The organism is Paenibacillus sp. GCM10027627 (genome assembly GCF_042675505.1).
Lineage (GTDB): Bacteria > Bacillota > Bacilli > Paenibacillales > Paenibacillaceae > Pristimantibacillus.
The window spans coordinates 52,406-75,555 of sequence record NZ_JBHTHB010000001.1; the positions used below are offsets into that span (position 1 = coordinate 52,406).

16 protein-coding genes are annotated in these 23,150 nt (G+C 49.7%); 12 read left to right on the forward strand and 4 right to left on the reverse strand.

All coding sequences use genetic code 11. The features are described from left to right. Positions 1 to 1,791 carry a sensor histidine kinase gene (locus ACFQZE_RS00255; protein WP_379352436.1) on the forward strand — a complete coding sequence of 597 codons (1,791 nt, stop codon included), beginning with the start codon at positions 1 to 3 and terminating at the stop codon, positions 1,789 to 1,791. On the opposite strand, the gene ACFQZE_RS00260 is transcribed toward ACFQZE_RS00255, so the two are convergent. Both ACFQZE_RS00260 and ACFQZE_RS00265 read right to left on the reverse strand, forming a co-directional pair. After that, positions 1,788 to 2,063: an HPr family phosphocarrier protein gene (locus ACFQZE_RS00260; protein WP_379352438.1), complete on the reverse strand. Its 276-nt coding sequence runs from the start codon at positions 2,061 to 2,063 to the stop codon at positions 1,788 to 1,790. The genes ACFQZE_RS00255 and ACFQZE_RS00260 overlap by 4 nt on opposite strands. A gap of 107 nt (positions 2,064 to 2,170) precedes the next feature. Continuing rightward, complete coding sequence (locus tag ACFQZE_RS00265; RefSeq protein WP_379355427.1) at positions 2,171 to 3,769, reverse strand: catalase; 1,599 nt, start codon at positions 3,767 to 3,769, stop codon at positions 2,171 to 2,173. A 329-nt stretch (positions 3,770 to 4,098) separates the two neighbouring features. Between ACFQZE_RS00265 and ACFQZE_RS00270 the strand changes: the two genes are divergently transcribed. The 8 genes from ACFQZE_RS00270 to ACFQZE_RS00305 all read left to right on the forward strand — a co-directional run bounded on the left by ACFQZE_RS00270 (position 4,099) and on the right by ACFQZE_RS00305 (position 17,252). Next, positions 4,099 to 5,847: a sensor histidine kinase gene (locus tag ACFQZE_RS00270; protein WP_379352440.1), complete on the forward strand. Its 1,749-nt coding sequence runs from the start codon at positions 4,099 to 4,101 to the stop codon at positions 5,845 to 5,847. Between the two features lie 134 nt (positions 5,848 to 5,981). After that, on the forward strand, positions 5,982 to 7,568 hold the full coding sequence (locus ACFQZE_RS00275; RefSeq protein WP_379352442.1) for an SWIM zinc finger family protein: 1,587 nt from the start codon (positions 5,982 to 5,984) through the stop codon (positions 7,566 to 7,568). Next, positions 7,565 to 10,438, forward strand: a complete 2,874-nt coding sequence (locus ACFQZE_RS00280; protein WP_379352444.1) for a DEAD/DEAH box helicase — start codon at positions 7,565 to 7,567, stop codon at positions 10,436 to 10,438. The genes ACFQZE_RS00275 and ACFQZE_RS00280 overlap by 4 nt, the downstream gene beginning before the upstream one ends. Before the next feature lie 7 nt (positions 10,439 to 10,445). Further along, positions 10,446 to 10,646: a hypothetical protein gene (locus tag ACFQZE_RS00285; RefSeq protein ID WP_379352446.1), complete on the forward strand. Its 201-nt coding sequence runs from the start codon at positions 10,446 to 10,448 to the stop codon at positions 10,644 to 10,646. A gap of 120 nt (positions 10,647 to 10,766) precedes the next feature. Beyond that, positions 10,767 to 12,131 carry an extracellular solute-binding protein gene (locus tag ACFQZE_RS00290; RefSeq protein ID WP_379352448.1) on the forward strand — a complete coding sequence of 455 codons (1,365 nt, stop codon included), beginning with the start codon at positions 10,767 to 10,769 and terminating at the stop codon, positions 12,129 to 12,131. A 13-nt stretch (positions 12,132 to 12,144) separates the two neighbouring features. Further along, entirely contained in the window at positions 12,145 to 13,956 is a 1,812-nt protein-coding gene (locus ACFQZE_RS00295; RefSeq protein ID WP_379352450.1) for a cache domain-containing sensor histidine kinase, read from the forward strand. After that, positions 13,953 to 15,608 carry a response regulator transcription factor gene (locus ACFQZE_RS00300; RefSeq protein ID WP_379352452.1) on the forward strand — a complete coding sequence of 552 codons (1,656 nt, stop codon included), beginning with the start codon at positions 13,953 to 13,955 and terminating at the stop codon, positions 15,606 to 15,608. Before ACFQZE_RS00295 ends, ACFQZE_RS00300 begins: the two co-directional genes overlap by 4 nt. A gap of 33 nt (positions 15,609 to 15,641) precedes the next feature. Continuing rightward, complete coding sequence (locus ACFQZE_RS00305) at positions 15,642 to 17,252, forward strand: glycoside hydrolase family 3 protein (RefSeq protein WP_379352454.1); 1,611 nt, start codon at positions 15,642 to 15,644, stop codon at positions 17,250 to 17,252. A gap of 74 nt (positions 17,253 to 17,326) precedes the next feature. Here the strand turns inward: ACFQZE_RS00305 and ACFQZE_RS00310 are convergent, their stop codons facing one another. Then, on the reverse strand, positions 17,327 to 18,466 hold the full coding sequence (locus ACFQZE_RS00310; RefSeq protein WP_379352456.1) for a YfbR-like 5'-deoxynucleotidase: 1,140 nt from the start codon (positions 18,464 to 18,466) through the stop codon (positions 17,327 to 17,329). A 124-nt stretch (positions 18,467 to 18,590) separates the two neighbouring features. Here ACFQZE_RS00310 and ACFQZE_RS00315 point away from each other — a divergent pair, with 124 nt between their 5' ends. From ACFQZE_RS00315 to ACFQZE_RS00325, 3 genes are all read left to right on the forward strand, one after another. Then, entirely contained in the window at positions 18,591 to 19,568 is a 978-nt protein-coding gene (locus ACFQZE_RS00315) for a bile acid:sodium symporter family protein (protein WP_379352458.1), read from the forward strand. Positions 19,569 to 19,624: 56 nt separating this feature from the next. Next, on the forward strand, positions 19,625 to 21,403 hold the full coding sequence (pnpS, locus tag ACFQZE_RS00320; RefSeq protein WP_379352460.1) for a two-component system histidine kinase PnpS: 1,779 nt from the start codon (positions 19,625 to 19,627) through the stop codon (positions 21,401 to 21,403). A 120-nt stretch (positions 21,404 to 21,523) separates the two neighbouring features. Continuing rightward, positions 21,524 to 22,246: a response regulator transcription factor gene (locus ACFQZE_RS00325; protein ID WP_379352462.1), complete on the forward strand. Its 723-nt coding sequence runs from the start codon at positions 21,524 to 21,526 to the stop codon at positions 22,244 to 22,246. A 32-nt stretch (positions 22,247 to 22,278) separates the two neighbouring features. Here ACFQZE_RS00325 and ACFQZE_RS00330 read toward each other — a convergent pair whose 3' ends face one another. Next, entirely contained in the window at positions 22,279 to 23,145 is an 867-nt protein-coding gene (locus tag ACFQZE_RS00330) for a helix-turn-helix domain-containing protein (RefSeq protein WP_379352464.1), read from the reverse strand. Positions 23,146 to 23,150 lie beyond the last annotated feature (5 nt).

A 23,150-nucleotide genomic window follows, 5' to 3' on the forward strand; every position in this document is an offset into this window, starting at 1 on the left:
ATGAAACCAATCCGGGAAAAAAAGAAGCGTCTCGGATATTTGCCGATCGGATACAAGCTGATGCTCTCCTACCTGGTGTTTATCGTGGTGCTGGTTTCGGTAAACGGTTACGTGACCCATACCATGTACGATTCATCTATGAGAAAACAGACGAGAACGAATTTGCAAGGGACGCTTAAACAAATTACGGACAATGTGGCTTACAAAACGGATGATATAGTGAGAATTTCTACAACTTTATATGATGAAGAGTTGTTCGTAGAAAACTTGAAAAAGATTGCGCCGGATGGCGATATGCATGCCAGTTATACGGGAGTGATCCTTCCCAAGCTGAATAGTGCGGCTAAATCCATTAGCCTGAATTTGATCTTGTCCGTCTATTTGCAAAACGAATTTATTAACGAGTCCTATAAGGAATACAACAAAGAAGAAGACATCGGCACAGTGGATCAAATCGTCAACGTATACCATATGAATGATATCGAAAGCAGAGCGTGGTATTTGCTGTTTCCGAAGGAACAATATCGTCAAACGATGGTTTGGAAGCAGGTTGAGGAAGATCGGGAAGGAAACCGGATCTCCATGATTCGCCGAATCGTCGATTTGAGTGATCCGCTTGATATTAAAGAAGTAGCTCTTATGCGCTTTAGCGTCCGTATTTCAGAGTTGTTCGCAAGCATCGATTACGAAAAGCTTGGCAAAGGCTCCATGCTTGCGGTAAAAGATCAGACGGGCAGAGTCATTTTTTCCTCTGGATCGCTGCCTTCGGAATCCATTGATTATACGAACTCTCGTGATTACTTACCGCTTGAAGAGGCGATGCCGCAGCAAAATTGGACGATAGAGGCGTACGTCCCGCTCACGATTATTAAGCAAGAGGCGGAGAGAGTGCAAGCTTTTATTATCGGTGTTTGTATTCTTTGTTTCATTTTCTTTACGTTTATGGGCGTATTTATTTCCCGCTATTTCTCCAAGCGGATTACCAAATTTGTGTCTGTGCTGAATGCGTTCCGGGACGGAGATTTGCATAAGCGCATTGCATATAAGGGAAAGGACGAGTTTTCTCAAATTGCGACGGCGCTGAACGGGATGGGGGAAGACGTCGAGGCGCTCATTAAAAAGGTGTATTTGACTCAATTGCAAAAGAAGGAAGCGGAGCTGGAGATGCTACAGACGCAAATCAATCCGCACTTTTTGTACAATACATTGTCCTCCATTAACCGATTGGCCAAGTTTGGAGAAAATGAAAAGCTCCAAAAGATGGTCGTGGAGCTGGCTAAATTTTATCGGCTGACGCTCAACTCGGGCAAGACGCTTATTCCCGTTCACTCGGAGATAGAACAGTCCAATGCTTATTTAGATATCCAAAAAGTAAAATACGGCCATCGGTTGGAAGTCACTTTTGATATTTCGGCAGACATTTGGCCATATGAGACCATTAAGCTTATTTTACAGCCCTTTATCGAAAATTGCCTCAAACATGCCTGGAGCGGGGACCGGATTCATATCCGAATTGTCGCCGAAAAAGTTGGAGACGACATCTTGTACCGCATTATCGACGACGGACTTGGTGTTCGCCAAGAGCGCATTCAGGAAATTATGGACACCTCTAATGAGAGTGAAACAGGTTATGGCATTAGAAATATTCATCAGCGTGTTCAATTGCAATACGGTTCACAATACGGAGTCTCTATTTTTAGCCGGGTTGGCGTCGGCACATCCGTCAACATTCGTATTCCCGCCAGAAAAAGAAAGCTCTTTCAAATAGAAGAGCTTAATGAGAACCATTAAGGAGAGTAACCGGGGGGCTTCACAGTCGTCAAAACAGTGCCGATCTCTTCGACTACCGTTTGCGCCGCTTGTCCGTCCTCCGCGCTAACGGTTACGATATCTCCGCATTTGGCGCCTGCTGACAACAGATGGACAAGGCTTTTGGCATCATAGCTTTTGCCGTTAATTTCAAGCGTAACGGCTTGCGGAAAGGTTCTCGCCGTACGAGCAATCCGCAAGGCGGGACTGGGCTGGAGCCCGAATGGAATTCTAATGGTATACGTTTTTTTCAAGCGGTCTGTCCTCTCTCGTTGGGAGATGCCTGCGTTGAACAGCGCTACGGGATCTGTTGGTCTTTTAAACCCATTAGATCCCGTAACATGGTTAAGGCGCTATAGTACTAGTATCCGTCTGTAGAATGGCCTAGCTCTGAGGAGATTTCTATCCCTTCGTTCGCAGGAAACGTACCTACATGCTCAGTCTCATCGGCCTTTGTGCCGGCAACTCTGAGTCCTTCCGCCACTCGTCTTCCATAATCGGCATCCGCTTCGGTAAAATGATGGATCATCCGTTCCTGAATAAAAGGGGTGCAAGTGCTTAAGGCATCGACCAAATTAGCGATCAAATCTTCTTGCTCCCATGCCTCAAAGCTGCGGTACGTTTCTCCCGCCTGCTTGAAGTTGTTAGGCCGATCGATCGGCTGCCGCGTCAATTTCGCGTTATATTCCGGCTCATGCGGCAAGCCAGAGCGGCTCGCTTCCTTTAATCCTCCTAAGGATGAAGGTTCGTAGTTGATATGAGGATTTTGACCGGGTGCAAGATCGACATAAAAAGCCATGTTGCCGTCTCTTTGATTGGTCGCCACCCGTTTTTTAGGCGCATTGATCGGAAGCTGCAAATAATTGCTGCCAACCCGGTATCTTTGCGTATCGGAGTACGAAAACGTTCGGCCTTGCAGCATTTTGTCATCGGAGAAATCCAGACCGTCTACGAGTACGCCCGTCCCGAATGCGACTTGCTCTACTTCGGCAAAATAATTTTCGGGATTGCGGTTCAAAATCATTTTGCCGACGGGCAGCATCGGAAACAGTTCTGTCGGCCACAGCTTGGTATCGTCGAGTGGGTCGAAATCAAGCTCGCGGTGCTCATCATCGCTCATCCATTGAATTTGCAGCTCCCATTCCGGGAAATCACCGCGAACTATCGCTTCATACAAATCTTGAGTAGCATGATTGAAGTTTTTGGCCTGCACCGTTTCGGCTTCCTCCTGCGTCAGATTGCGAATACCTTGAGCCGGGACCCAGTGATATTTGACTAAGACGGCTTCCCCTTTTTCATTCACCCATTTGTATGTATTCACGCCGGACCCTTGCATCTCTCGATAATTAGCCGGAATTCCCCAAGGAGAGAACAAAAACGTAACCATATGAGTAGCTTCGGGCGTTTGGGATACAAAATCAAAAAATCTTTCCATGCTTTGAACGTTCGTCACAGGGTCAGGCTTGAAGGCGTGTACCATATCGGGAAATTTGATGGCGTCCCGTATAAAAAACACTTTTAAATTGTTGCCGACCAAATCCCAATTGCCGTCTTCCGTATAAAATTTCGTTGCGAAGCCTCGCGGATCTCTAAGCGTTTCGGGAGAGTGGCCTCCGTGAACAACGCTGGAAAACCGTACAAATACGGGTGTGCGCTCGCCAGCTTTTTGAAAAAGCTTCGCTCTTGTAAAGTTGGCAATAGGCTCGTTGCCAAGCTTGCCGTAAGCTTCAAAATAGCCATGTGCGCCAGCTCCACGGGCATGTACGACTCGTTCGGGAACTCGCTCGCGGTCGAAGTGGGTTATTTTTTCGATAAAGTGGTAGTTTTCTAGCGTAGAAGGACCGCGGCTTCCTATCGTTCTTATGTTTTGATTGTCGGTGATGGGATGACCTTGGCGGTTCGTCAATGTTTCATCTGATTCACCTGGGGCGTAGTGATCGGAATGGCTTGCGGGTTCAATTTCCTCGTTTTTCTTACCTGTCACAGGGTCTGATTCCACCTTTATTTAAAGTTGGCAATATGTCCCTTGTAGTATGGGCGGAAAAGCGGTTATTATTCTAAATTTAAGGGGGGAAATTCATCTTAGAGGCTCATTGAGGGTGGGCTTTATGATATGATTGTGCTGAATTTCTTTTCATAAATAATGGATGAAGAGGAGTGAATGGATGAATAGCGGCGGTCAGCCGAATGCAGAAGATACAATGACAGCAATCCCGTTAAGCCTGAGTCGATGCCATTCATGGATTCAGGGCGGCGGGTAATTGACCATAAAGGGGCAAAAGGTAGTACATGCAGCGCAATATATGGCTTATAGCAATCAGTATAGTGATTGCGTTGATCTTAATTAACAATACCATCTATTATTTTCTGACCAAACAAACGTTGGAAAACGATCATAAAGAAGAGATGCTTAGACTCGGTCAGCAAATTGAAAGCGCCGTTGAGCAATCCCGCATGGGGGCGGAGCATTACGAGGAGCAGATCAGCCGCGAGCTGCGGGCAGCGGCCATAGCAGCGCAATATGCGCTTGATCCCGATATTGAAAAAGTGACTAACGAGCAGTTGGCCGAATTAAGCGAGAAGCTGGGCATTGCCCACATTAGTTTAATGAAGCGGGCAGAAGGCGATATTATTATTTACCGTTCGTCCGACCCAAGCCAGCCCGGCACGAGCACCAAAACATGGGATCCTTGGCATCGTATTTTCAATGCGCTGCTGGATGGCGGCGAAATTAAGGACAAGTGGCTCGGCCAAGAGATGGAGCATTTTTGGAGCGGTCCGTTCGAAGTGTCGTCCACGGAAAAAAATAAAATTTACAAATGGGGCTATTACTACGACGGAACAACCAATTATATTATCGACCCTTACATTGAATATACGACAAGTCAAGAGGAGTTTAACAAAATTACCGGCGTCGAGAGGCTGATCGACGAATTGGTGCGCAGGGGCGATTCTTTGCTGGAAATCGCTTTGCTCAACCCGAGAACGTTTCCCGATGGCAAATGGTCGAAGGACAAATACGGCGATCCGAAGGAGCATCTCGTTCAGCGCCCTCATCTGTATGGTACATACAACATTAAATCGGAACGCGACGTTGAATCCGTTCGCAAAGCGTATGCTTCGAAAGAGATGGTCTCCTTTGTTGAAAAGGTAGACGGCCGTCATGTCAACAAGATGTTTATTCCAGTATTCGTTGAAGAGAAGGGAATCAGCATTACGGACGAGTTTGGCGAGCAGCTTGACAGCTACGTTCTCTCCATCGTTACCGATTACGGCATTATCCAAAATAAGCTGAACCAGAAATTTTTGGATTTGGGCATCATTATTTTTATGCTGACCTTCGCGAGTCTTATGGCGGCTATTGTAGCCATGCGCTATTACAAGCAATCGAGGGATAAAGCGGTGCGGGAAGCTCAAGAGACGTATACGGACGAGATTAACAGCTTGTTTAATTCCATCAGGGCGCAGCGCCATGATTTCCTTAACCATGTGCAGACGATTCATTCATTGGCAGCGCTGAACAAGCATAAGGAACTCGTTGCCTATACAAAAGAATTGACGGGCGAAATCAAATTTATGAACGATATTATTAATATCGGCAATCCGGCCATTGCAGCTCTGATCAGGTCGAAAATATCGCAAGCGGAAAGTTACAAAATTAATTTTGAATGCAGCTTCAACAACTTGCAGATGCAGGATATGGGAGCTAAGACGCTGGATGTAAACCGAATACTCGGCAATTTGATTGACAACGCTTTTGACGAGGTGCAGAAGTACGAGGAGAGCAAGCGGGATGTGCAGCTTGCGGTCAACCAGACGGATCATGCGCTGGAGATGATGATCTCCAATACTTGTTTGGGTGCCGCGCAAGAGGCGGCGAGACCGCTTTTTGAATCGGGCTATTCGACAAAGAATAAGGGCCATCAAGGACTTGGACTGTCGATTGTCAAATCGATTGCGGAGCGATATAAAGGGGAAGTATACGTCAGGGCAGAAGCGCCCGAAAGGCTCGCTTTTTATGTGAGAATCCCATTATAGGCAGCTTCTATGGGGCAGCAGGAAATCCATTAACGTCATCGGGCGGAACATTTCGTCTTGATGGCGTTATTTCTGCTATAATAGGAGGAATGGATTGGAACGGAAGAAATAAGGGAAGCGGGTGAAACTTTCTCATGCACCTTGATCATAAGCTGTATGCGGCGTTAGAGCGGCAAATCGGCCAATCCATCCCCATTGCGGATATTAAACGAGGGTGGAGCTACTACAAACAGGGGAATGTTCACCGGGCGGAACCTACTTTGCAAGACACGCTGACCGGAATTGTCAAAGGTGAAGCGCTATATTCAGTTGTCATGGATTCGGAGCATTTTGCCTACAGTTCGTGCACATGTCCGGACGGCGGTTATTGCAAGCATATGGCGGCTGTCTTTTTCCAATTTTGTGAGACGCATGAAGGAGGTTCCGGAGCAGCGGAGAAAGCGTATTTCCGGTTGATCGGGCTTACGGCCGCTAGCAGCCTGCTCCAGCAGGAGAGTGGTGGGAAAGAGCCGGAAGCCCCTCTTCATCCCGGAGAGAACGATACAGCGGAAAATTGGCTCAGCTGGATGAGGCAGGAACATGGAGAAACTTGGCGGAAGTGTAGACATTCCCTTCATGCGCTTCAGCCTGTGCTCTCCGCTTTAAAAGGATTGTCTCGGGACTGGCCGAAGCCGCTGCAACGGCTTCATTGGTCAACCTCCATTATGTTTGTGCTGGAGCAGTCGGAGCTAGCCATAACGACAGTAGACAGCTTCAGCCGTTACTATCATGAATTGTCGTTTGCCCGCATGGCGGAACCTTGGCTGGAGCATGCCTATACGCTCATTGACGAGCTTGAGCCAGACGAAATGAGCGAAGCCGAGTGGATATGGAGCCGAGAGCTTATTGCATTTGCAAAAGAATATGCCGCCAGACAAGAGCGCACATTGTTCGATTGGAGCCAGTTGTACCTTCGTTTTTGCAAAAAGTTTGCAGCAAACGCCAAGTGGCGCGAGCTGGAGCTGCAAGAGCTGCAAAACTCGCTTAAGTCGACTGGGGAAATGGAGCAAAACCATTCCTTTTTGAATGCGGCCTGCGGCATGTTGTGTTTCTTTATAGAAGATGACGACCGTTCTATTGATTATTTCACGCTAGCTTCTTTTGAGAAGACGCAAAGGCTGATTTATCCATGCGCAGAAGCCCGAATGCAGGAACAAGAGTGGGATAAAGCGGAGAAGTGGATGGCTTTTATATATGAGAAGGTTTATGCGATTCGTAACGGGCGCAATATCGGGCCTTTTATGGCGCTATGCCGCAAAGCGGATGAAGGAAAGCCCGAGCAGCCGATATGGACGGTCTATATGACCGAGTTGCTGCCGTATTCCTATACTGAGCTTTCCGAGCACTGGATGAAAATAGGGCGGTTTGAGGATTGGGCCGATCTCCAAATGTTCGTTCAAGTGAAAGCGGAGGATATCTCTGCGCAAGAGCTTAAGGAGATGACCAAAAGCGCGCCGCACGCTTTATTGCCTCTGTATCATCAGTCGATTGAAGCGGCAGTCGCTTCAAGAAACAGGCAAGGATACCGCTTGGCGGTCAAACAGTTGAAGAAGTTGGAGAAAATTTATAAGGCTTTAAAGGAAACAGACAAGTGGCAGCAGTTTCTGTCCGAGTTGACAACGAAAACATTGCGTCTTAGAGCGTTCCAGGAAGAATTGTGGAAAGGGAAAATGATCGAATGAGAACTTTGGCAAGCGGAAGACAACTGACGGTAGACGGCTCGTGGTCTTATGAAAGCGAAGCTCCATGCTTGCTGCTCAGCGCAAAGGACCGCAAGGACTTGCACGAAGGGCAATTGCGGTCCCTGCTTTTTGCATGGCATAAGGGCACGATGTACGGTGCAAAAGCGGAAGAGCAGCGGATTAGCGGCAGGTCGCTTCTGAAGCTGTCTCCTCTGTTTGCGGTCGATTATTTATCGAAGCCGATGCCGGTTCGGCTGCTGCAATTGACATGGACGCCGCGTTTGTCCACTTTAATGGAGTTGGCGTCGCTTATTCGTCAAATGCTGATTCACGGCTGGTATTTTCCTGATTGGGGAAATTGGTCGGAGCATAAGCGGGCCTGGAAGGCGGAAATTCCGGAATCCCGCTCCGACATGCAAATGCAATGGGAACGTCTCATTCAAGAAGCGGAAGCGGCTGGCGATATAGGCGTTCAGGAATGGCTCGGGTCGGCAGTGGAGGAAATGCTTTCGACCGATGATCAGGCAATCCGGCTATGGAGTTCGATTGGAGCGGAATGCGGAGAAGGCGCTCTTAAGTTTAAAGGAGCGGACGAACAGGAATGGCTCATTGCCATTGGCCTCAGAAAGGATACGTTCCCGTTTCGGACTGCTCTTCGTTTAATGGAGCCGGATCATGGAAAAGAGTGGAGCCTTCGTCCCGCGCTGCAAAGCCGGGAGGGCGGTTCTTGGATGCCGTTAAACGATGCTCGCGATCTGGAGCAGCTTCCGGCAGAGTGGGTTCCGCTGCTGGAGGAAAAGCTTCGGAAGGAGTCGGCCAAATGGCTGTCCGTGCTGCCTCATTTGGCGAGCGAGACAAAGGACGGGGCGCTTAAGGACGCGCTGACGGAACAGGAGGCATGGACGTTTCTGGAACATGGCAGCGTCTCCTTGCTGGAAGCCGGAATCCCGGTGCTGCTGCCAGCATGGTGGGAAGCCGTCCGAAGCAAAAAGCTGCGTGTAAAAGCGAAAATGAAGTCAGCGGCCGGCTCCCACTCGCAATCTATGTTCGGGCTCGAACAGATCATTCAATTCGATTGGAAGCTTGCGCTAGGAGACATTCAGCTGACCGAATCCGAATTTATGGAGTTGGCGGAGCAAAACCGCAGGCTGTTCCGAATCGGCGATGAATGGGTTCACCTCGACCCGCAGGATGTGGCAGGAATTAAGCAATGGCTGAAACGCGTCGGAAAAAGGAAGGGGTTGTCCTTCCGGGATGTGCTGGAGATGCATCTGCGAGGCGGATCGACGATGGATATCGGCGATGACGATATTGAATCGGGACTTCGCGCCGAGGTGGAGCTGAACGAGCATTTAGCGTCATGGCTTGCTCAGCTTCAGCATATTTCGGACATTCCGCTTGTCGATCCTCCAGCCTGGTTTCAAGGCGAACTGCGTCCATACCAACAGCAAGGCGTATCATGGCTGCTGTTTTTGCGCCGTTTCGGGCTGGGAGGAATACTCGCAGACGATATGGGGCTTGGCAAAACGATTCAGTTTATGGCCTATTTGTCTTGCGTCAAAGAACAGGAGCCGCCGAGCGGGCCGGCGCTGCTCATTTGCCCCACCTCTGTAATCGGCAACTGGGAAAAGGAGCTGAAGAAGTTTGCGCCATCCCTGAACGTCGTGCTTCATTACGGAGGCAGAAGGGCTAAAGGGGAAGAGCTGGAGGAAGCGGTACAAGGCGCTGATCTCGTCATTACTTCTTATTCCTTGGCTCAATTGGACGAGGAAGAGCTGGCGCGGCTCCACTGGAACGCCTTATGTCTGGACGAAGCTCAAAATATAAAAAATGTATATACGAAGCAATCCGGGGCGATTCGCCGTCTTCAAGCGCGGCACCGGATCGCGATGACGGGTACGCCAATGGAAAATCGGCTGACGGAGTTATGGTCGATTTACGATTTTATAAATCCCGGTTATTTGGGAAGTCTGAACGATTTCAGAAAAACGGTTGTAGCGCCTATCGAACGGACGAGAGACAAGGAACTGATCGACGGCTTGCAGAGATGGGTCAAACCTTTTATGCTGCGCAGAGTTAAGAAGGACCCGCTCATCCAGCTTTCACTCCCGGAAAAAATCGAATCCAAAAGCTATATGACGTTAACGGCCGAACAAGGCACCCTGTACGAAAACATTGTATCCGATCTCATGGAGAAGCTGGATTCCTTGGATACGATGCAAAGACGGGGACTGATTCTCGCCACGCTGACCAAGCTTAAGCAATTATGCGACCATCCCGCGCTCCTTCTGAAAGAAACGGGAGAAGAGGCATGGGATCCGGGCCGTTCGGCCAAGATGGCAAGATTGCTGGAAATGTGCGAGGAAATTTCGGCGGAGGGAGAGCGCTGTCTTATTTTTACGCAATATGTGGAAATGGGAGAGAGGCTGAAGCGAATGCTGGAACAAGGGCTTGGATCCCCGGTTTCGTATTTGCACGGCGGCGTGCCGAAGGCTAAGCGCGATGATATGATATCCGATTTCCAAGCGGAGGAGTCCAGCCGTACCGCCTTTGTCTTATCTTTAAAGGCTGGCGGAACCGGTCTCAACTTGACTGCGGCCAACCATGTGGTCCATTTCGACAGATGGTGGAATCCTGCGGTGGAAAACCAAGCGACGGACAGGGCGTTCCGCATCGGACAAACGAGGCGGGTCCAGGTTCACAAGTTTGTGACGCTTGGCACACTTGAGGAGAAAATCGACGAAATGATCGAAAGCAAGCAATCGCTTAACGAGCAGGTCGTCAGCGCAAGCGAAAATTGGATTACGGAGTTAAGCACGGATGAGCTGAAACAATTGTTCGCCCTGCGGGACGGATGGATGAAAGGATGATCGCGGAGTGGCTGAGGAAAGCTTGCGTGAAAGAGCGAGCCGGCTGAAGCTAGCCGGCCGCGAATCCGATAATCGAGATGATCGCATGGAGGAGGAAGCGGGGGAAGAAGCGGGTACTGAAGAAGCTGTCGGCCCCCCGGAAGCAAGCGATCATTGGCGAGCGCTCTATGCAAGAGTACGTGAAGTGACGGAGAAGCTCCGTCAATAAAAAATAGAATTGTATCCCCTGCTTGACGTTTTTTTGGCCTCGTTCCGCCCCCGCGTGACGGGCTATAATAGAAGGGACGGCAAGGAGGGGCACCTATCTCTGCGAGGAGGGTATCCTACGTTGAAGAAAAGCTACATCTTGATTGCTGTTCTTCTTGCTTTCATGACAAGCGCAGCTGCTTGCGGCGCTGGTTCCGATAATTCCTCTGAGGAAGAGGACAAGGAATACAGAGAAGTCATTCTTTCTCTGCGTCATACGCAAATAAAGGAAACCAGCCAAACCCGGCTAAGGGTTCTGGAAGATGTCGTTGCCAAAACAATAGCGGAAAACAAGGGGCTAACGATCAAGCTCGAAGGCATTGACGAGATCGTTAATCGCGATACGAAGCTCAAGCAAGAGATGGCGGCGGGCAATCCACCGGACATTTTTGAAGTGTTTGGCGGAGCGGATTTGAAGCTTTATGTCAAAGCAAACCGCATGCTCGATTTAACGCCAATTTTGAAGGAGCTTGGTTTGTCCGACAAGTTTATAAGCCTAGCTGAATTTACGATTGACGGCAAAGTGTACGGTATTCCTTATGGAGGATACAGCGAAGGCGTCTTTTACAATAAACGAATTTTCAAAGATTTGGGGCTGTCCATTCCGACGACTTGGGAAGAGCTGATGGCGACGGCGCAAAGGATTAAAGAGGCGGGCTATGTGCCGTTTGGTCTTGCGGCCAAAGACGCTTGGGTGACAGGCATGATGTGGAATACCATCATGGAGAGATACGTTGGCATCGATGCGTTCAACAAACTTGTCACGGGCGAGACCAAATGGACGGATGCGGAATTTGTCCAAGGATTCAAAGCCTATTCCGAGATCGTCAGCAAGGATTATTTTACAAGAGGCGCGCTTGGCCTTGAGGATTCCGCCCATAGCTTGCAGCTTCTAAGAGGGCAAGCGGCGATGGTCTATACGGGCACTTGGGACGCCAACCATTTTACGAGCATGGACGCAGGCGGTCTTAAAGGTCAAATCGGCTTTTTTGCGTTTCCTTCCATTCCGGGGGGCAAAGGCGACCAGCGTTCGATTAACGCATCCTACTCAAACGGTATCGGCTTCTCCTCCAATTTGACCGATGAACAAGTGGTAGTGGTCAAGGAGTTCATTTCCAACTTCTTTAACGAAGAGGTTCAGAAGCGGTCGCTTATTGAGGACAAGCTTCTCCCTTCCATGAAACTATCCGACTTGTCGGACATCGACCCGCTTATGACCGAAGTGCTGACGGTAATGGCGCAAGCGTCCAGCTCATGGCCAGCCTTCGACGCCATCGTCCAGCCTTCCGTAACAGGTGAAATAGGAGTGGGCTTGCAGGAGCTAATCGGCAATCTGAGCACGCCGGAGAAGGTGGCGAAGAAAATACAAGCGGCCCAAGACAAAGCGAATTCCGCGGGAGTCAAATCGGCGGGACTGGGGTCTACTTCGGCGCAGGACAGCAATTAGGAGGCAAAGCTTAATGAATTTACGGCCCAAGCTGATGCTTGCCTTTATATCGCTCATCATCATTCCGATGATCGGTCTTGGCATCTTCTCTTTTGTAAATTCCGAAACGCTTTTGGAAAAAAAATATAGCGAGCAGACGGAAATTACGCTGAAAGCGATTGGCGGAAATATATCCTATTTTTTTCGAGAGCTGGACCAGCTCTCCAATGGGAACGTAATTAGCTCCGAAGTGCAAGATACGTTGCGGAAGAGCGAATTGCCGTTTGACGATCCCATTACATTGATTCAAATTAACCAAGCGGAAAAAGAGATGAGCCGGATTTTGTTTCAACATCCGGCTGTCAGCTTTGTCGTTCTTTATGCTAGGGACGGGACGATGTTCCGTTCCAACCGGAACGATCCGACGACGTTTCGTCCGATCTCGTTTGCCGATTTGCAGCGGCAATCGCTGTACGACGAAGTGATCAAGCTCGGAGGCAGGCCGCTTTGGATAGGTCCGCATGAGCAGCGGGATTTAACGGGCGTGGAACCGCCTCTTTTTACGATGATGAGGGTCGTGAAGGAGCTGGAGTCCTTTAACGATTTGGGCATTATGGTTACCCAATTTAAGACGGAAGAAGTTATCAGCATGCTGAAAGCGTTCCAAAACCCGGAATCGGAATCACAGGGAGCGCGCTATTTTATATTGAATAGCGAAGGGCTGGTCATGCTGGACAGCAACAAGCGCTATGACGGAAACAGCATCGATCTGTACACGAATTCGATGCCGCAGCTGACCAAAGATTATGAAAGCGCAAGAATGGACTTTGACGGAGTAGACAGCCTCGTCTCCTCTTACCAGCTCGACCGCAACGGCTGGATTTTGCTGTCGGTTCAATCTTGGAACTCTTTGACGAACGAAAACATTCGATTTGTCCAGTGGATAGGCATGATTACGGTAATTGGACTCATTTCTGCCGTTTTGTTCAATGTCTTTTTTGTGAACCGTGTAGCGAAATCTATCATTAAGGTCGTCCGCAAAATGAGACTGGTGGAGCAGGGGCTGCTCGATATTCGGGTGACGGCCCAAGGCAAAGACGAGACGGTGCTGCTAGCCAACAGCTTCAACAGCATGGTGGAGCGGATCGGCGATTTGCTCAGCGAGGTGCGGACGGAGCAGGAGCGCAAGCAGCATGCGGAAATGATGCTTATGCAAGCTCAGATCAAACCGCATTTTCTCTTCAACACGCTGGAGTCGATCAATGCGCTCGCCGCGCAAAACGAAGGCGCCAAAATTATGCTGATGGTGAGAAGGCTTAGCAATTTGCTTCGCACAAGCATGCATCATTCCGAGGAAATCAGCATCATGCAGGAAGTGGAGCATGTCAGAAGCTATTTGGAAATCCAAAAGTACAGATTCGAAGAGCTGTTTACCTATGAGCTGATCGTTCCGGAAGAAGCATTTGATTATACGATTTTGAAACTTACGCTTCAGCCGCTTGTCGAAAACAGCATTCAACACGGGTTTGACGGCTTTGACGACGGACAAGGAATCATTAAAATAGAAGTGACGGTTGAGCCTCATCAACTGGTCATTATGGTGAGCGACAACGGAATCGGAATGAGCCGCGACGTTCTTCACAAGCTGGCGGAAGGCTACAGTCCCTCTAGAAAAAAACATGACGAAGCCCAGATGGGCGAGCGGAGAGGGCTTGGCATTCGCAATGTGGCCGACCGTCTGCGCATTCATTATGGTCCGGGCTTTGGCATGATGATTTGCAGTTCAGAAAATTATGGAACATCCATTAGATGCGTAATACCGAAAAGCAGAGGTGAAGGGCTATGATAGGCAGAGTGCTGCTGGTGGACGACGAGGCGCATATCACAAGAAACTTGGAAAAAGTGATTCCGTGGGAAATGCTGGGCTTAACCGTTGCAGGCGTTGCCAAAAACGGCGTTGAGGCGCTTGAGCTGATGGAGCAGGATTCAATAAACTTGCTGCTATGCGACATTCGGATGCCCGTCATGGACGGACTTGAGCTTGTCAGGCAAATTCGGGAAAGAGAGATTCCTTGCGATATCATCATGCTGTCCGGTTATCAGGACTTTACTTATACCCGGGCTGCGATCCAATACGGAGTCAACGATTATGTGCTGAAGCCGATTCCGTACGATGAGCTGACCGGCGTCATTGCCCGCATAATGTCCACTCAGCGGAACAAGCAAAAGCAGCTTTTTGAGGAACAGCAAAAGCTAGGAAAAATGATTGATCTAGCCAGCGAGAAAATATTGTATGATATTATTATGGACTATACGGATTTAGCGGGCAGCCACTGGCTGTTTTCAGGAGACGAGCAGCAGCTTAGGCTGAAGCAATTTGTAATGATTGTGCTCGATCTCGACGTTAGCTCCGAGAAAACGAAGGACTGGAGGGACTGGTCGGACAAAGAGCGCAAACTGTGGAATTTTGCGGTTTGCAACGTTCTCCGCGAGAAGCTGCAAAACAACGGCTTGCATCATGCGGTCATTCAAACCCGAGACGGCGAATGGTGCGTTTTGATTGAAACGGACAAACAAGCCGCTTTTAACGGGGATATGATCCAAAGCTGGGCGGAAATGCTGCTCACGGCCGTTCGCAATCATGTCAAGCTTTCGCTGAATGCCGGCATCTATAGGCAATATGCGGGGGTGGGCGAACTGTCGGACGCTTTCAAGCTTGTGCAAATGGGAATGCAGCTTACTCCCGTCCACGACCAAATTACGTTCTATCCCTCGGATCAGCAAAAGTCAACAAGCGCGGATCAAGCGTTTTGGGTGACAGCTGAAAAAATGATCAGCGCGGTAAAACGGGGAGATACCGTGGCGGTCGACTACGAGGTAGAAAATATATCGAAGCAGCTTCAGCTGCTGAACGAGCAAAGCGGTTCCAAAGTAAAACCTCTTCTTCATTTTTTCGTGCTTCATCTGATGCGGGAAATGAAAGAAATGTCGGTGTTCTCGCGCGAGCAGGAGGAGCTTCTTTGGCGGAGACTGGACCGTCGCTTTGGCATTAAAGATTTGCTTGCTTTTATCCGCCAAGTGACCAATGCCGTTTCCGAAAGATCAATGGACAAAAAGAAGCAGTCCGAAAACTCGATGGCGGAGGCAAAATCGTTTCTCGACCGCAACCTTTATCGCGATTTAAGCGTAGAAGAAGCAGCTACTCATGTCGGGCTCAGCACATCCTATTTTAGTCTTTTATTTAAACAAACGTACGGTGAAACGTTCATTGAATATGTAACGAGACAACGGATGGAGCGGGCTAAGAGCATGCTGGCGGAATCTCAAAAAAGCGTTGCCCAAATCGCCAAGGAAGTGGGTTACGCGGAGCGCAGATATTTCACGAAAGTGTTTATGAAATATACGGGTGACAACCCTACCGATTATCGCAGCAAGCACCAATTGCCGATGAAAGAGGCGGGAACCGGAACCGACGATGCTCTAGAAGGAAAAAATTAAGCGGATTACACAATGTGGGAGGATTACTTGAACATGGCTTCAAACGTTAATTGGAAAAGCTGGACGCTTAAAGAGAAGATTGGACAATTGTTTGTATTTGGCTTTAGCGGCTATGAGCCGCCGCAAAACTTCAAAGAGTTGATCAAGACGTACGGCATTGGCGGCACTATTTATTTTACTCGCAACGTAAAGGACGCGGAGCAAATTCACGGTTTGTCGAGCGAGCTTCAGGCGCTGACGAAGGAAGCTGGAAGACCGCCAATGTTTGTGGCGATCGACCAAGAGGGCGGCATGGTTGCAAGGATTGTTGACGGCGTTACGCTTATGCCGGGCAATATGGCGCTTGGCGCTGCGGGTACGGTAGAAGGGGCAAGGGAGACGGCCCGCATTTGCGGCGAAGAGCTGCGACTGCTCGGCATTACGATGAACTACGCGCCTTGTATCGATGTAAACAACAATCCGGACAATCCGGTCATTAACGTCAGATCCTATAGCGACCGTTCCGACGTTGTTTCCGAAATGGGCGCTGCGGCGGTTGAAGGATTCCAATCCGCCCGCGTTGCGGCGACGGTCAAACATTTCCCGGGACACGGCGATACGTCCGTCGACTCCCATCACGCGCTTCCTGTGCTGCCGCACAGCCGCGAGCGTCTTGACGCGATCGAGCTGCTTCCGTTCCGCGCCGCAATTGAGGCGGGTACGGATTGCATTATGACGGCTCATGTATGCTTGCCGGCTATCGAGCCGAGCGGCGTACCTTCGACGTTATCCGAAAACGTGCTGACAGGCCTGCTTCGCAACGAGTTGGGTTATGACGGCGTTGTGGTGACGGATTGCCTGGAGATGAGCGCGATTGACGAGTTTTACGGTCCGGAGCAAGGATCGATAAAAGCTCTAAAAGCGGGAGCGGACATGGTGCTCGTCAGCCACAGGTATGAAAAGCAACTAGCCGCGCTTGAAGCGGTAGCAGCTGCTGTGGAGAACGGCGAACTGTCGGAAGCGCGCATTGATGAAGCTTTGGGCCGAGTTATGCGCCTGAAGGAAAAGCTTCAGCTCGATGAGCCGATTCAGCCTTGGGATCAGGTAAAAGACGCGATCGGCACAACCGACAACAAGGCAGTTGCCCGCAAGTGGAGCGAAGCTTCCGTTACGCTGGTTAAAAACGAAGGAGCTTCCTTGCCGCTTAAGCGCGAAGCGAAAACGCTTGTCCTTTGGCCGGATATCGTTCCGGTATCGGTAGCGGACGAAATGTTGTCCGGCGACGGCACGCTTGGCGATTATTTGACCCAATATGGCGCAAATATCGTAGAGCGCAAGATGAGCAGCGACAATGTGCTTGCAGGACTAGATCAATTCCAGCAAATCGTAGTCGTCACTTATGATGCTTCCAAACATCCAATCGAAAAAGAGGTTGCCCGCGAAGCGGTGAAGCTGGCAGGCGACCGCGTGGTTGCAGTATCGGTCCGCAATCCGCTCGATCTGTTGCTGTATCCTGAAGTAAACGCATATTTGGCCGCTTACGAGTGCAGACCGCTCGCTTTGTCGGCAGCTGCGAAAGTACTGCTTGGCGATTTGAAGCCGACCGGCACGCTGCCTCTAGAAATTTCTCCTGCTTATCCGTTTGGCTGGAGCGCAACACTGTAATTGGCACTTATAGGAATAAGGCTGCCCCACGGCATCGTTGCTGTGGGGCAGCCTTTTTATCGTCAGTGCAGCTTTTATCGGACAAAGTGGTCGTAGGTGAGATCGTGCAAAATGTAGGCGAGGAAAAAGATGACGCAAGGATTTTCGTAATGATGCTGAATATGAACAAGCTGTTTGTAATATTTGTCCCCATAATGAGGGTTGTTGCGCATTTCCAAATTGCTTTTGATCAAAGCGTCAATTTTGTCGGCAATGTCAACCAATTGTCCTTCATAGGTATCGTTTTTGGAATGGACTAGGAAATCGGTTAGCTCCTCATGGAAAAATTCAGGAAGCATCAACACCATTCCTTTAGCAACTTCGCTTTCATATTGCTCGAACGCCTGGCGAATGGCGGGGGAAAACTTTTTGATGGGCGAAGCGACGTCTCCGCTTACTCCTTCTACAACATCATGCAAGAGCGACTTGCCAAGCAGTCGGTATAGGTCGATACCGCTCCGGCCGAACCGTTCCGTTTCAAGCAGGCCGTTGAAGAGGGACATCGCAGCTACCCGGAAGGAATGTGTGGCGTCGTTGTCGGGAACAAGGTTGAAATTGCCGCCCCAGCGCTCGATCAAATCCAAATTCAGTATGTGATGGAGAAATTGGCGGATGCCTTCGTCCGACTCCGCTTGTTCCAGCAGCCAAACGATGGAAGAGCACGGGGAGACGGAAAGCTCGGAACGCAGCTCGTCGTAGATCGCTTTAAAGATAGGGCTGGAATCCAGATCATACTCCCGCTTGCAAAACAACATGGCGTCAAAGGAGTCGATTCCCCGAACAAGCTGTCCGGTATAAGTATCGTCTTCGGCATTGACGATAAAATCGTAGAAGCGAGGCTGAAGCGACCGGGACAGATGGGACACGATTTCTTTGCTGACTTCGACTTCCAGCTTTTGAATATGGCCTTCTACATGCTTGTCTTTTTTCGTTATATATTTGATGGAGCCGGTAACCGTTTCGTTCATATCGTGCAGCAGCGCTCTTGCCACAAGGGAGAGCTTATCCAGCTTGCGCCCAAACATGCTTTCTTCGACGATGCCGGCAAGAATCGCAATGGAGGCGCACCGGAAGCTATGGCTTGCGGCATTGTCCTTGTATCGCGGCGAATATTCTTTCCAGCGGGACACGTATTGCATCGCAATAATACCGTTTGTAAATCGGCTGTTTTTCATCTTCTTATCGTTCACTCCTGTCCCTTTATTATGAATGGTTCTACCGACACGCTGTCTATGCTATTATAAGGCGTATTCATCTTTCAGACTATATCATGCAGAGTGCATAAATGAGGGGTACGGGATGCGGGAGTTAGGGCTTGCTTTTAATCGGCATTTTGAAAAATGGATGTTTCTTATTATTCCGAGTTCGCTTGTGCTCGGCTTTCTGTTTGCTTCGGTTTTGCAGCCGATGGTGGGTGCCGTGCCGTATTTGTTCGCCTTTGTGACGCTAACGATGGCCATTGGCTGCGGAATGAAGCAAATCAATACGGTCATGAAACGGCCTGGCATTATGCTGCTCACGCTAGGCGCTGCTCATCTTCTTTCTCCGCTTGTCGCTTATGGGCTTGGAACGGCCTTTTTTGGCGCGGATTCTCCTTATGTCATTGGCCTTGTTCTGTTTACAATTATCCCATTAGGTGTGTCTACCGTTTTGTGGGTTAGCATGTCTGGAGGAAGCGTTCCGCTTATGCTGGCGCTTGTTGTGCTGGATTCGCTGCTTAGTCCGCTAGTCGTGCCGGCCTCTATCCATCTCTTTTTTGATGCTGCCGTGCAAGTGGAGGCGGGGCCTCTTATGCTGGATATGACGCTGCTTATCGTCATCCCCACCGTAATTGGAGTGGCGCTTAACGAATGGTCGCGGGGGACGCTGCAAGAACGTGTGAAGCCGGTAGCGGCTCCAATTTCAAAGCTTTGTTTTGTCGGAGTGGTGTCGCTTAACGCGGCGGCGATTGCCCCGCATCTGGACGAGCTGAAACAGGATATGGCGATCCTTGTGCCTGTCGTCGTTATTCTTGTAGGTTTTTGTTATGCGCTCGGATTTGCCGCTACAGCGGCGCTTAGAAACCGGGAGATTCAAATAACCGTTTCTTACGCAACAGGGATGAGAAATATATCACTTGGCATCGTGCTGGCGCTTGGTTATTTCAGTCCGCTGGCTGCTGTGCCCGTCGTTCTCTCGATTTTGATCCAGCAGCCGCTTGCTACGGTTCACCATTATGTTTTACAAAAACTTTACAAAGGAAAGACTAGCGCAAGCGGCAGCTCCCATGTAGCATAAACGGAGAGCATTTAGACAACGGCCGAATGCCTGGCAGCGATAAAGGAGTGAGCGAGTTGAACAGTTTTCGCGCAAGACTTACATTTATATTGATCGTGATGATAGCCGGTTCGGTGACGGCCGCCGGCCTCTTTATGATTCAGACGTTTAAAGAAAATCATATTAGTCTGCTGGAAGACAATATGGTGAGCCAGATGCAGTTTATGGCGGCCAAATTGGACTGGCGTTCCGGGGAACTCGAAGAGCTGATCCCGTTTTATACGAAGGAAGCTAAGGAGCTAAAGACGTTTACGGCCGCCCGCGTTACGTTTATTCGCAGTGACGGCGTGGTTATTGGCGACTCCGATTACGACGCGCACGAAATGGACAACCATTTGACGAGGGCCGAAGTGCAGGATGCGTTCGACAAAGGAGTCGGCCGGGCCGTTAGGGCGAGCGAAACGATGGATCAAAGTATGATTTATGTCGCTATTCCCGTCAAAGTCATTCCGGGCAGCGATCCCTATGTGATTCGGCTGGCGATGAGCTTAGTTGAAGTGGATCAGAGCATAGGCAAGCTGACGATGGTGCTTATTATCGGCTTGCTCATCTTATTTGTTATTGCGGCGATGATCAGCTACCGTATTGCGCTTGGGCTTACTCGCCCGCTTGAACAAATTACGAAAGTCGCAAAACGGATTAAAAATATGGATTATACGGCACGGGTAAAAGTGCGCAAGCAGGACGAAATTGGCGAGCTCGGCACAGCGATCAATGCGATGGCCGACAGCTTGCAGGTGCAAATGACTCGCATCAAACAAAATGAAAGCCAGCTCGAAAGCGTCCTCGCCAACATGATTAACGGAGTCGTCATGATTGACGCAAAAGGGCAAATTTTGCTCATGAACCGCCGCGCCGAGGAGGTGCTTGGTTTTTCGGCGAAAGAGCTTGTCGGGAGGCATTTTGCCGAGGCCAAGCAGCAATATGAGCTGGCGCAAATTATTCAGGAGGCTCTCGACACGAGAAAACATTTGCGGGAAGAGATTACGTTTTATTTTCCGGAGGAGCGTCTGCTGGAGCTTAATTTAGTTCCCATTAGCCAAAGCGGTCCGGGCGAGTTTGGCGGAGTGCTGCTCGTCCTTCAAGACGTATCTGCCATTCGGAGGCTGGAGCGGATGAGAAGCGAGTTTGTTGCGAACGTTTCGCATGAGCTGAAAACTCCCATCGCAGCCGTTAAAGGGTTTGCGGAGACTCTGCTTGGTGGAGCCGTCAAAGACGAGGAGACGACAAGATCGTTTCTGCAAATTATTTTTGACGAAAGCGAGCGGCTAAACCGGTTGATCGGCGATATTTTGGAGCTGTCCAAAATCGAATCGCGCCGTGTGCCCCTTTATTTTTCACCTGTTGAGCTGGAAGGATTTATGGCCAAAACGTTTACTCTGCTGGAGTCGGAAGCGCAGCGGAGGGGGATCCAGCTTATCCGGCAAACGGAGTCCGGTCTGTACGTAGAGGCGGACGAGGACAGGCTGCGGCAAATTGTGGTCAACTTGCTTTCGAACGGCATCAACTATACGCCGGAAGGCGGCAGGGTGACGGTAGCGATTCACGCATCCGATCAGGATCATATCCGAATTACAATTAGCGATACCGGGATCGGCATTCCGAAAAAAGATTTGCCGCGCATCTTCGAAAGGTTTTACCGGGTGGACAAGGCGCGTTCGCGAAGCTCAGGCGGGACGGGGCTTGGTTTGTCAATTGTGAAACATTTGGTGGAGCTGCATAAAGGGACGTTGTCGGTAAACAGCACGGTAGGAGTCGGAACGACTTTTACGATAGAGCTGCCTATTTTGCAATAATTCCGGCGAGCGGTATAAAATTGGTTTACCTATTCTTCGCAAAAGCGTGTTAAACTAGAGTTGACATTTGATAAGAATCACATACAGGGATGCACGGCATCCTGAAGGCTGGAGGTCATTATGTCTTATAAAGTGCTGGTTATCGAAGACGAACCGACGCTGGCGAGGCTTCTGTCGTACAATTTGACGCAAGAGGGGTACGAAACGACCGTAATCGACCATGGCGGCGACGGATTGCAGGCGGCGTTGCAGCGGAGCTTCGACCTTATTATATTGGATATTATGCTGCCGGGGCTGAACGGCTTTGAAGTGCTGAACCGACTGCGGCAAAATGGGGTTCGTACGCCGGTCATTATTTTGACCGCACGTAATGCGGAGGAAGAAGTCGTTCAAGGGCTGAAGCATGGAGCGGACGACTATATTACAAAACCGTTTGGCGTTGCGGAGCTGCTTGCCCGCGTATCCGCCGTTCTTAGACGGACTCAGCTGGAGGATATTCAGCCGGTCGTTTCGAACGAAAAAGTGATTGCGGTAGGAGAATTGTCCATCTACCCAGAGAAATACGAAGTGGTGGTAGGCGGGGAACCGATTCCGCTTCGTCCGAAGGAGTTCGAAGTGCTGCTTTATTTGGTGCAGCGCCCAGGCATGGTCATTACACGCGACGATCTGATGAACGTCGTTTGGGGATTTGATTATATCGGCGGTCAGCGCACCGTTGACGTTCACGTCAGCTCGCTGCGCAAGAAGCTGGAGCTAGGCCAGCAATCCGTCCAAATCGAATCCATTAGAGGCGTAGGCTATAAGCTGGTTAGGCCAAAAAAGCTCGCAAGTCCTAAAGTTTAGGACTGCGAGCTTTTTTTCATCCGGCGGGCGGATTATGGCTTTTGCCAAGCCAGCATTTTACGCTGAAATTGCTTAGGCGAGCAATCATTGTATTTTTTGAACATTTTATAAAAATGAGCCATGTTCGGCATGCCGATCCGCTCCCCGACCTCGGAGATGCTTAAATCCTTAGTCAAAAGCAGTCGCTCGGCCCACTTTACTTTGCGGTAATTGACGTATTCCGTGAACGAAAGGCCAATCGTTTTTTTGAAAAATTTAACGAAGTAATAGTAGCTCATATTGGCGATTTTGCAAACTTCCTCAACTTGAATCCGATCGGCCAAATGATTTTCCACATAATCCAGGACAGGCTTGAGCCGTATTTGATCAAAGTTGTCCTGCTCCTTGAGCATGTTGCGAGTGTCCCCTCTAAGCAAATGAAGCAAAATTTGTTTGATCAAAATGCTGACGGCCAGCTCGTAGCCTGTCTCCTTGCGGGAAGCTTCATCCAATATTGTATGAATACATTCCGTCGTCCGGGCTTTGACGGCTTCATTTTCGGTATAGATGTAGTTGGTTTTGCTAAGCGGCAGTCTCGTTTCCGAAAAGTAGCGCATGTAAGGAATGGAGCTTTGATCGAAAAACGGGTCCAGGTCAAATTGCAAAACGATATAGTCCAAGTGGCCGCTGCTTCGGTCGCGGTGCAGCTCTGAATCTCCGATTAGAAGAAGATCGCCGGCTTCCATAAAGAAGCTTTCGTCTTCCAAATAAACGTCAAGCCGGCCATCAAGGACAAGGAGCAGCTCCAGTTGTTTGTGGTAATGCCAGTTCGTGAAGCCTCCGAGGGGCCGCTGGGTTCGGAAGATACGGATGGACAGGAGCGGATTTTCGTAAACGACCTTCTCGTTGACTGCTTCCATGAGAC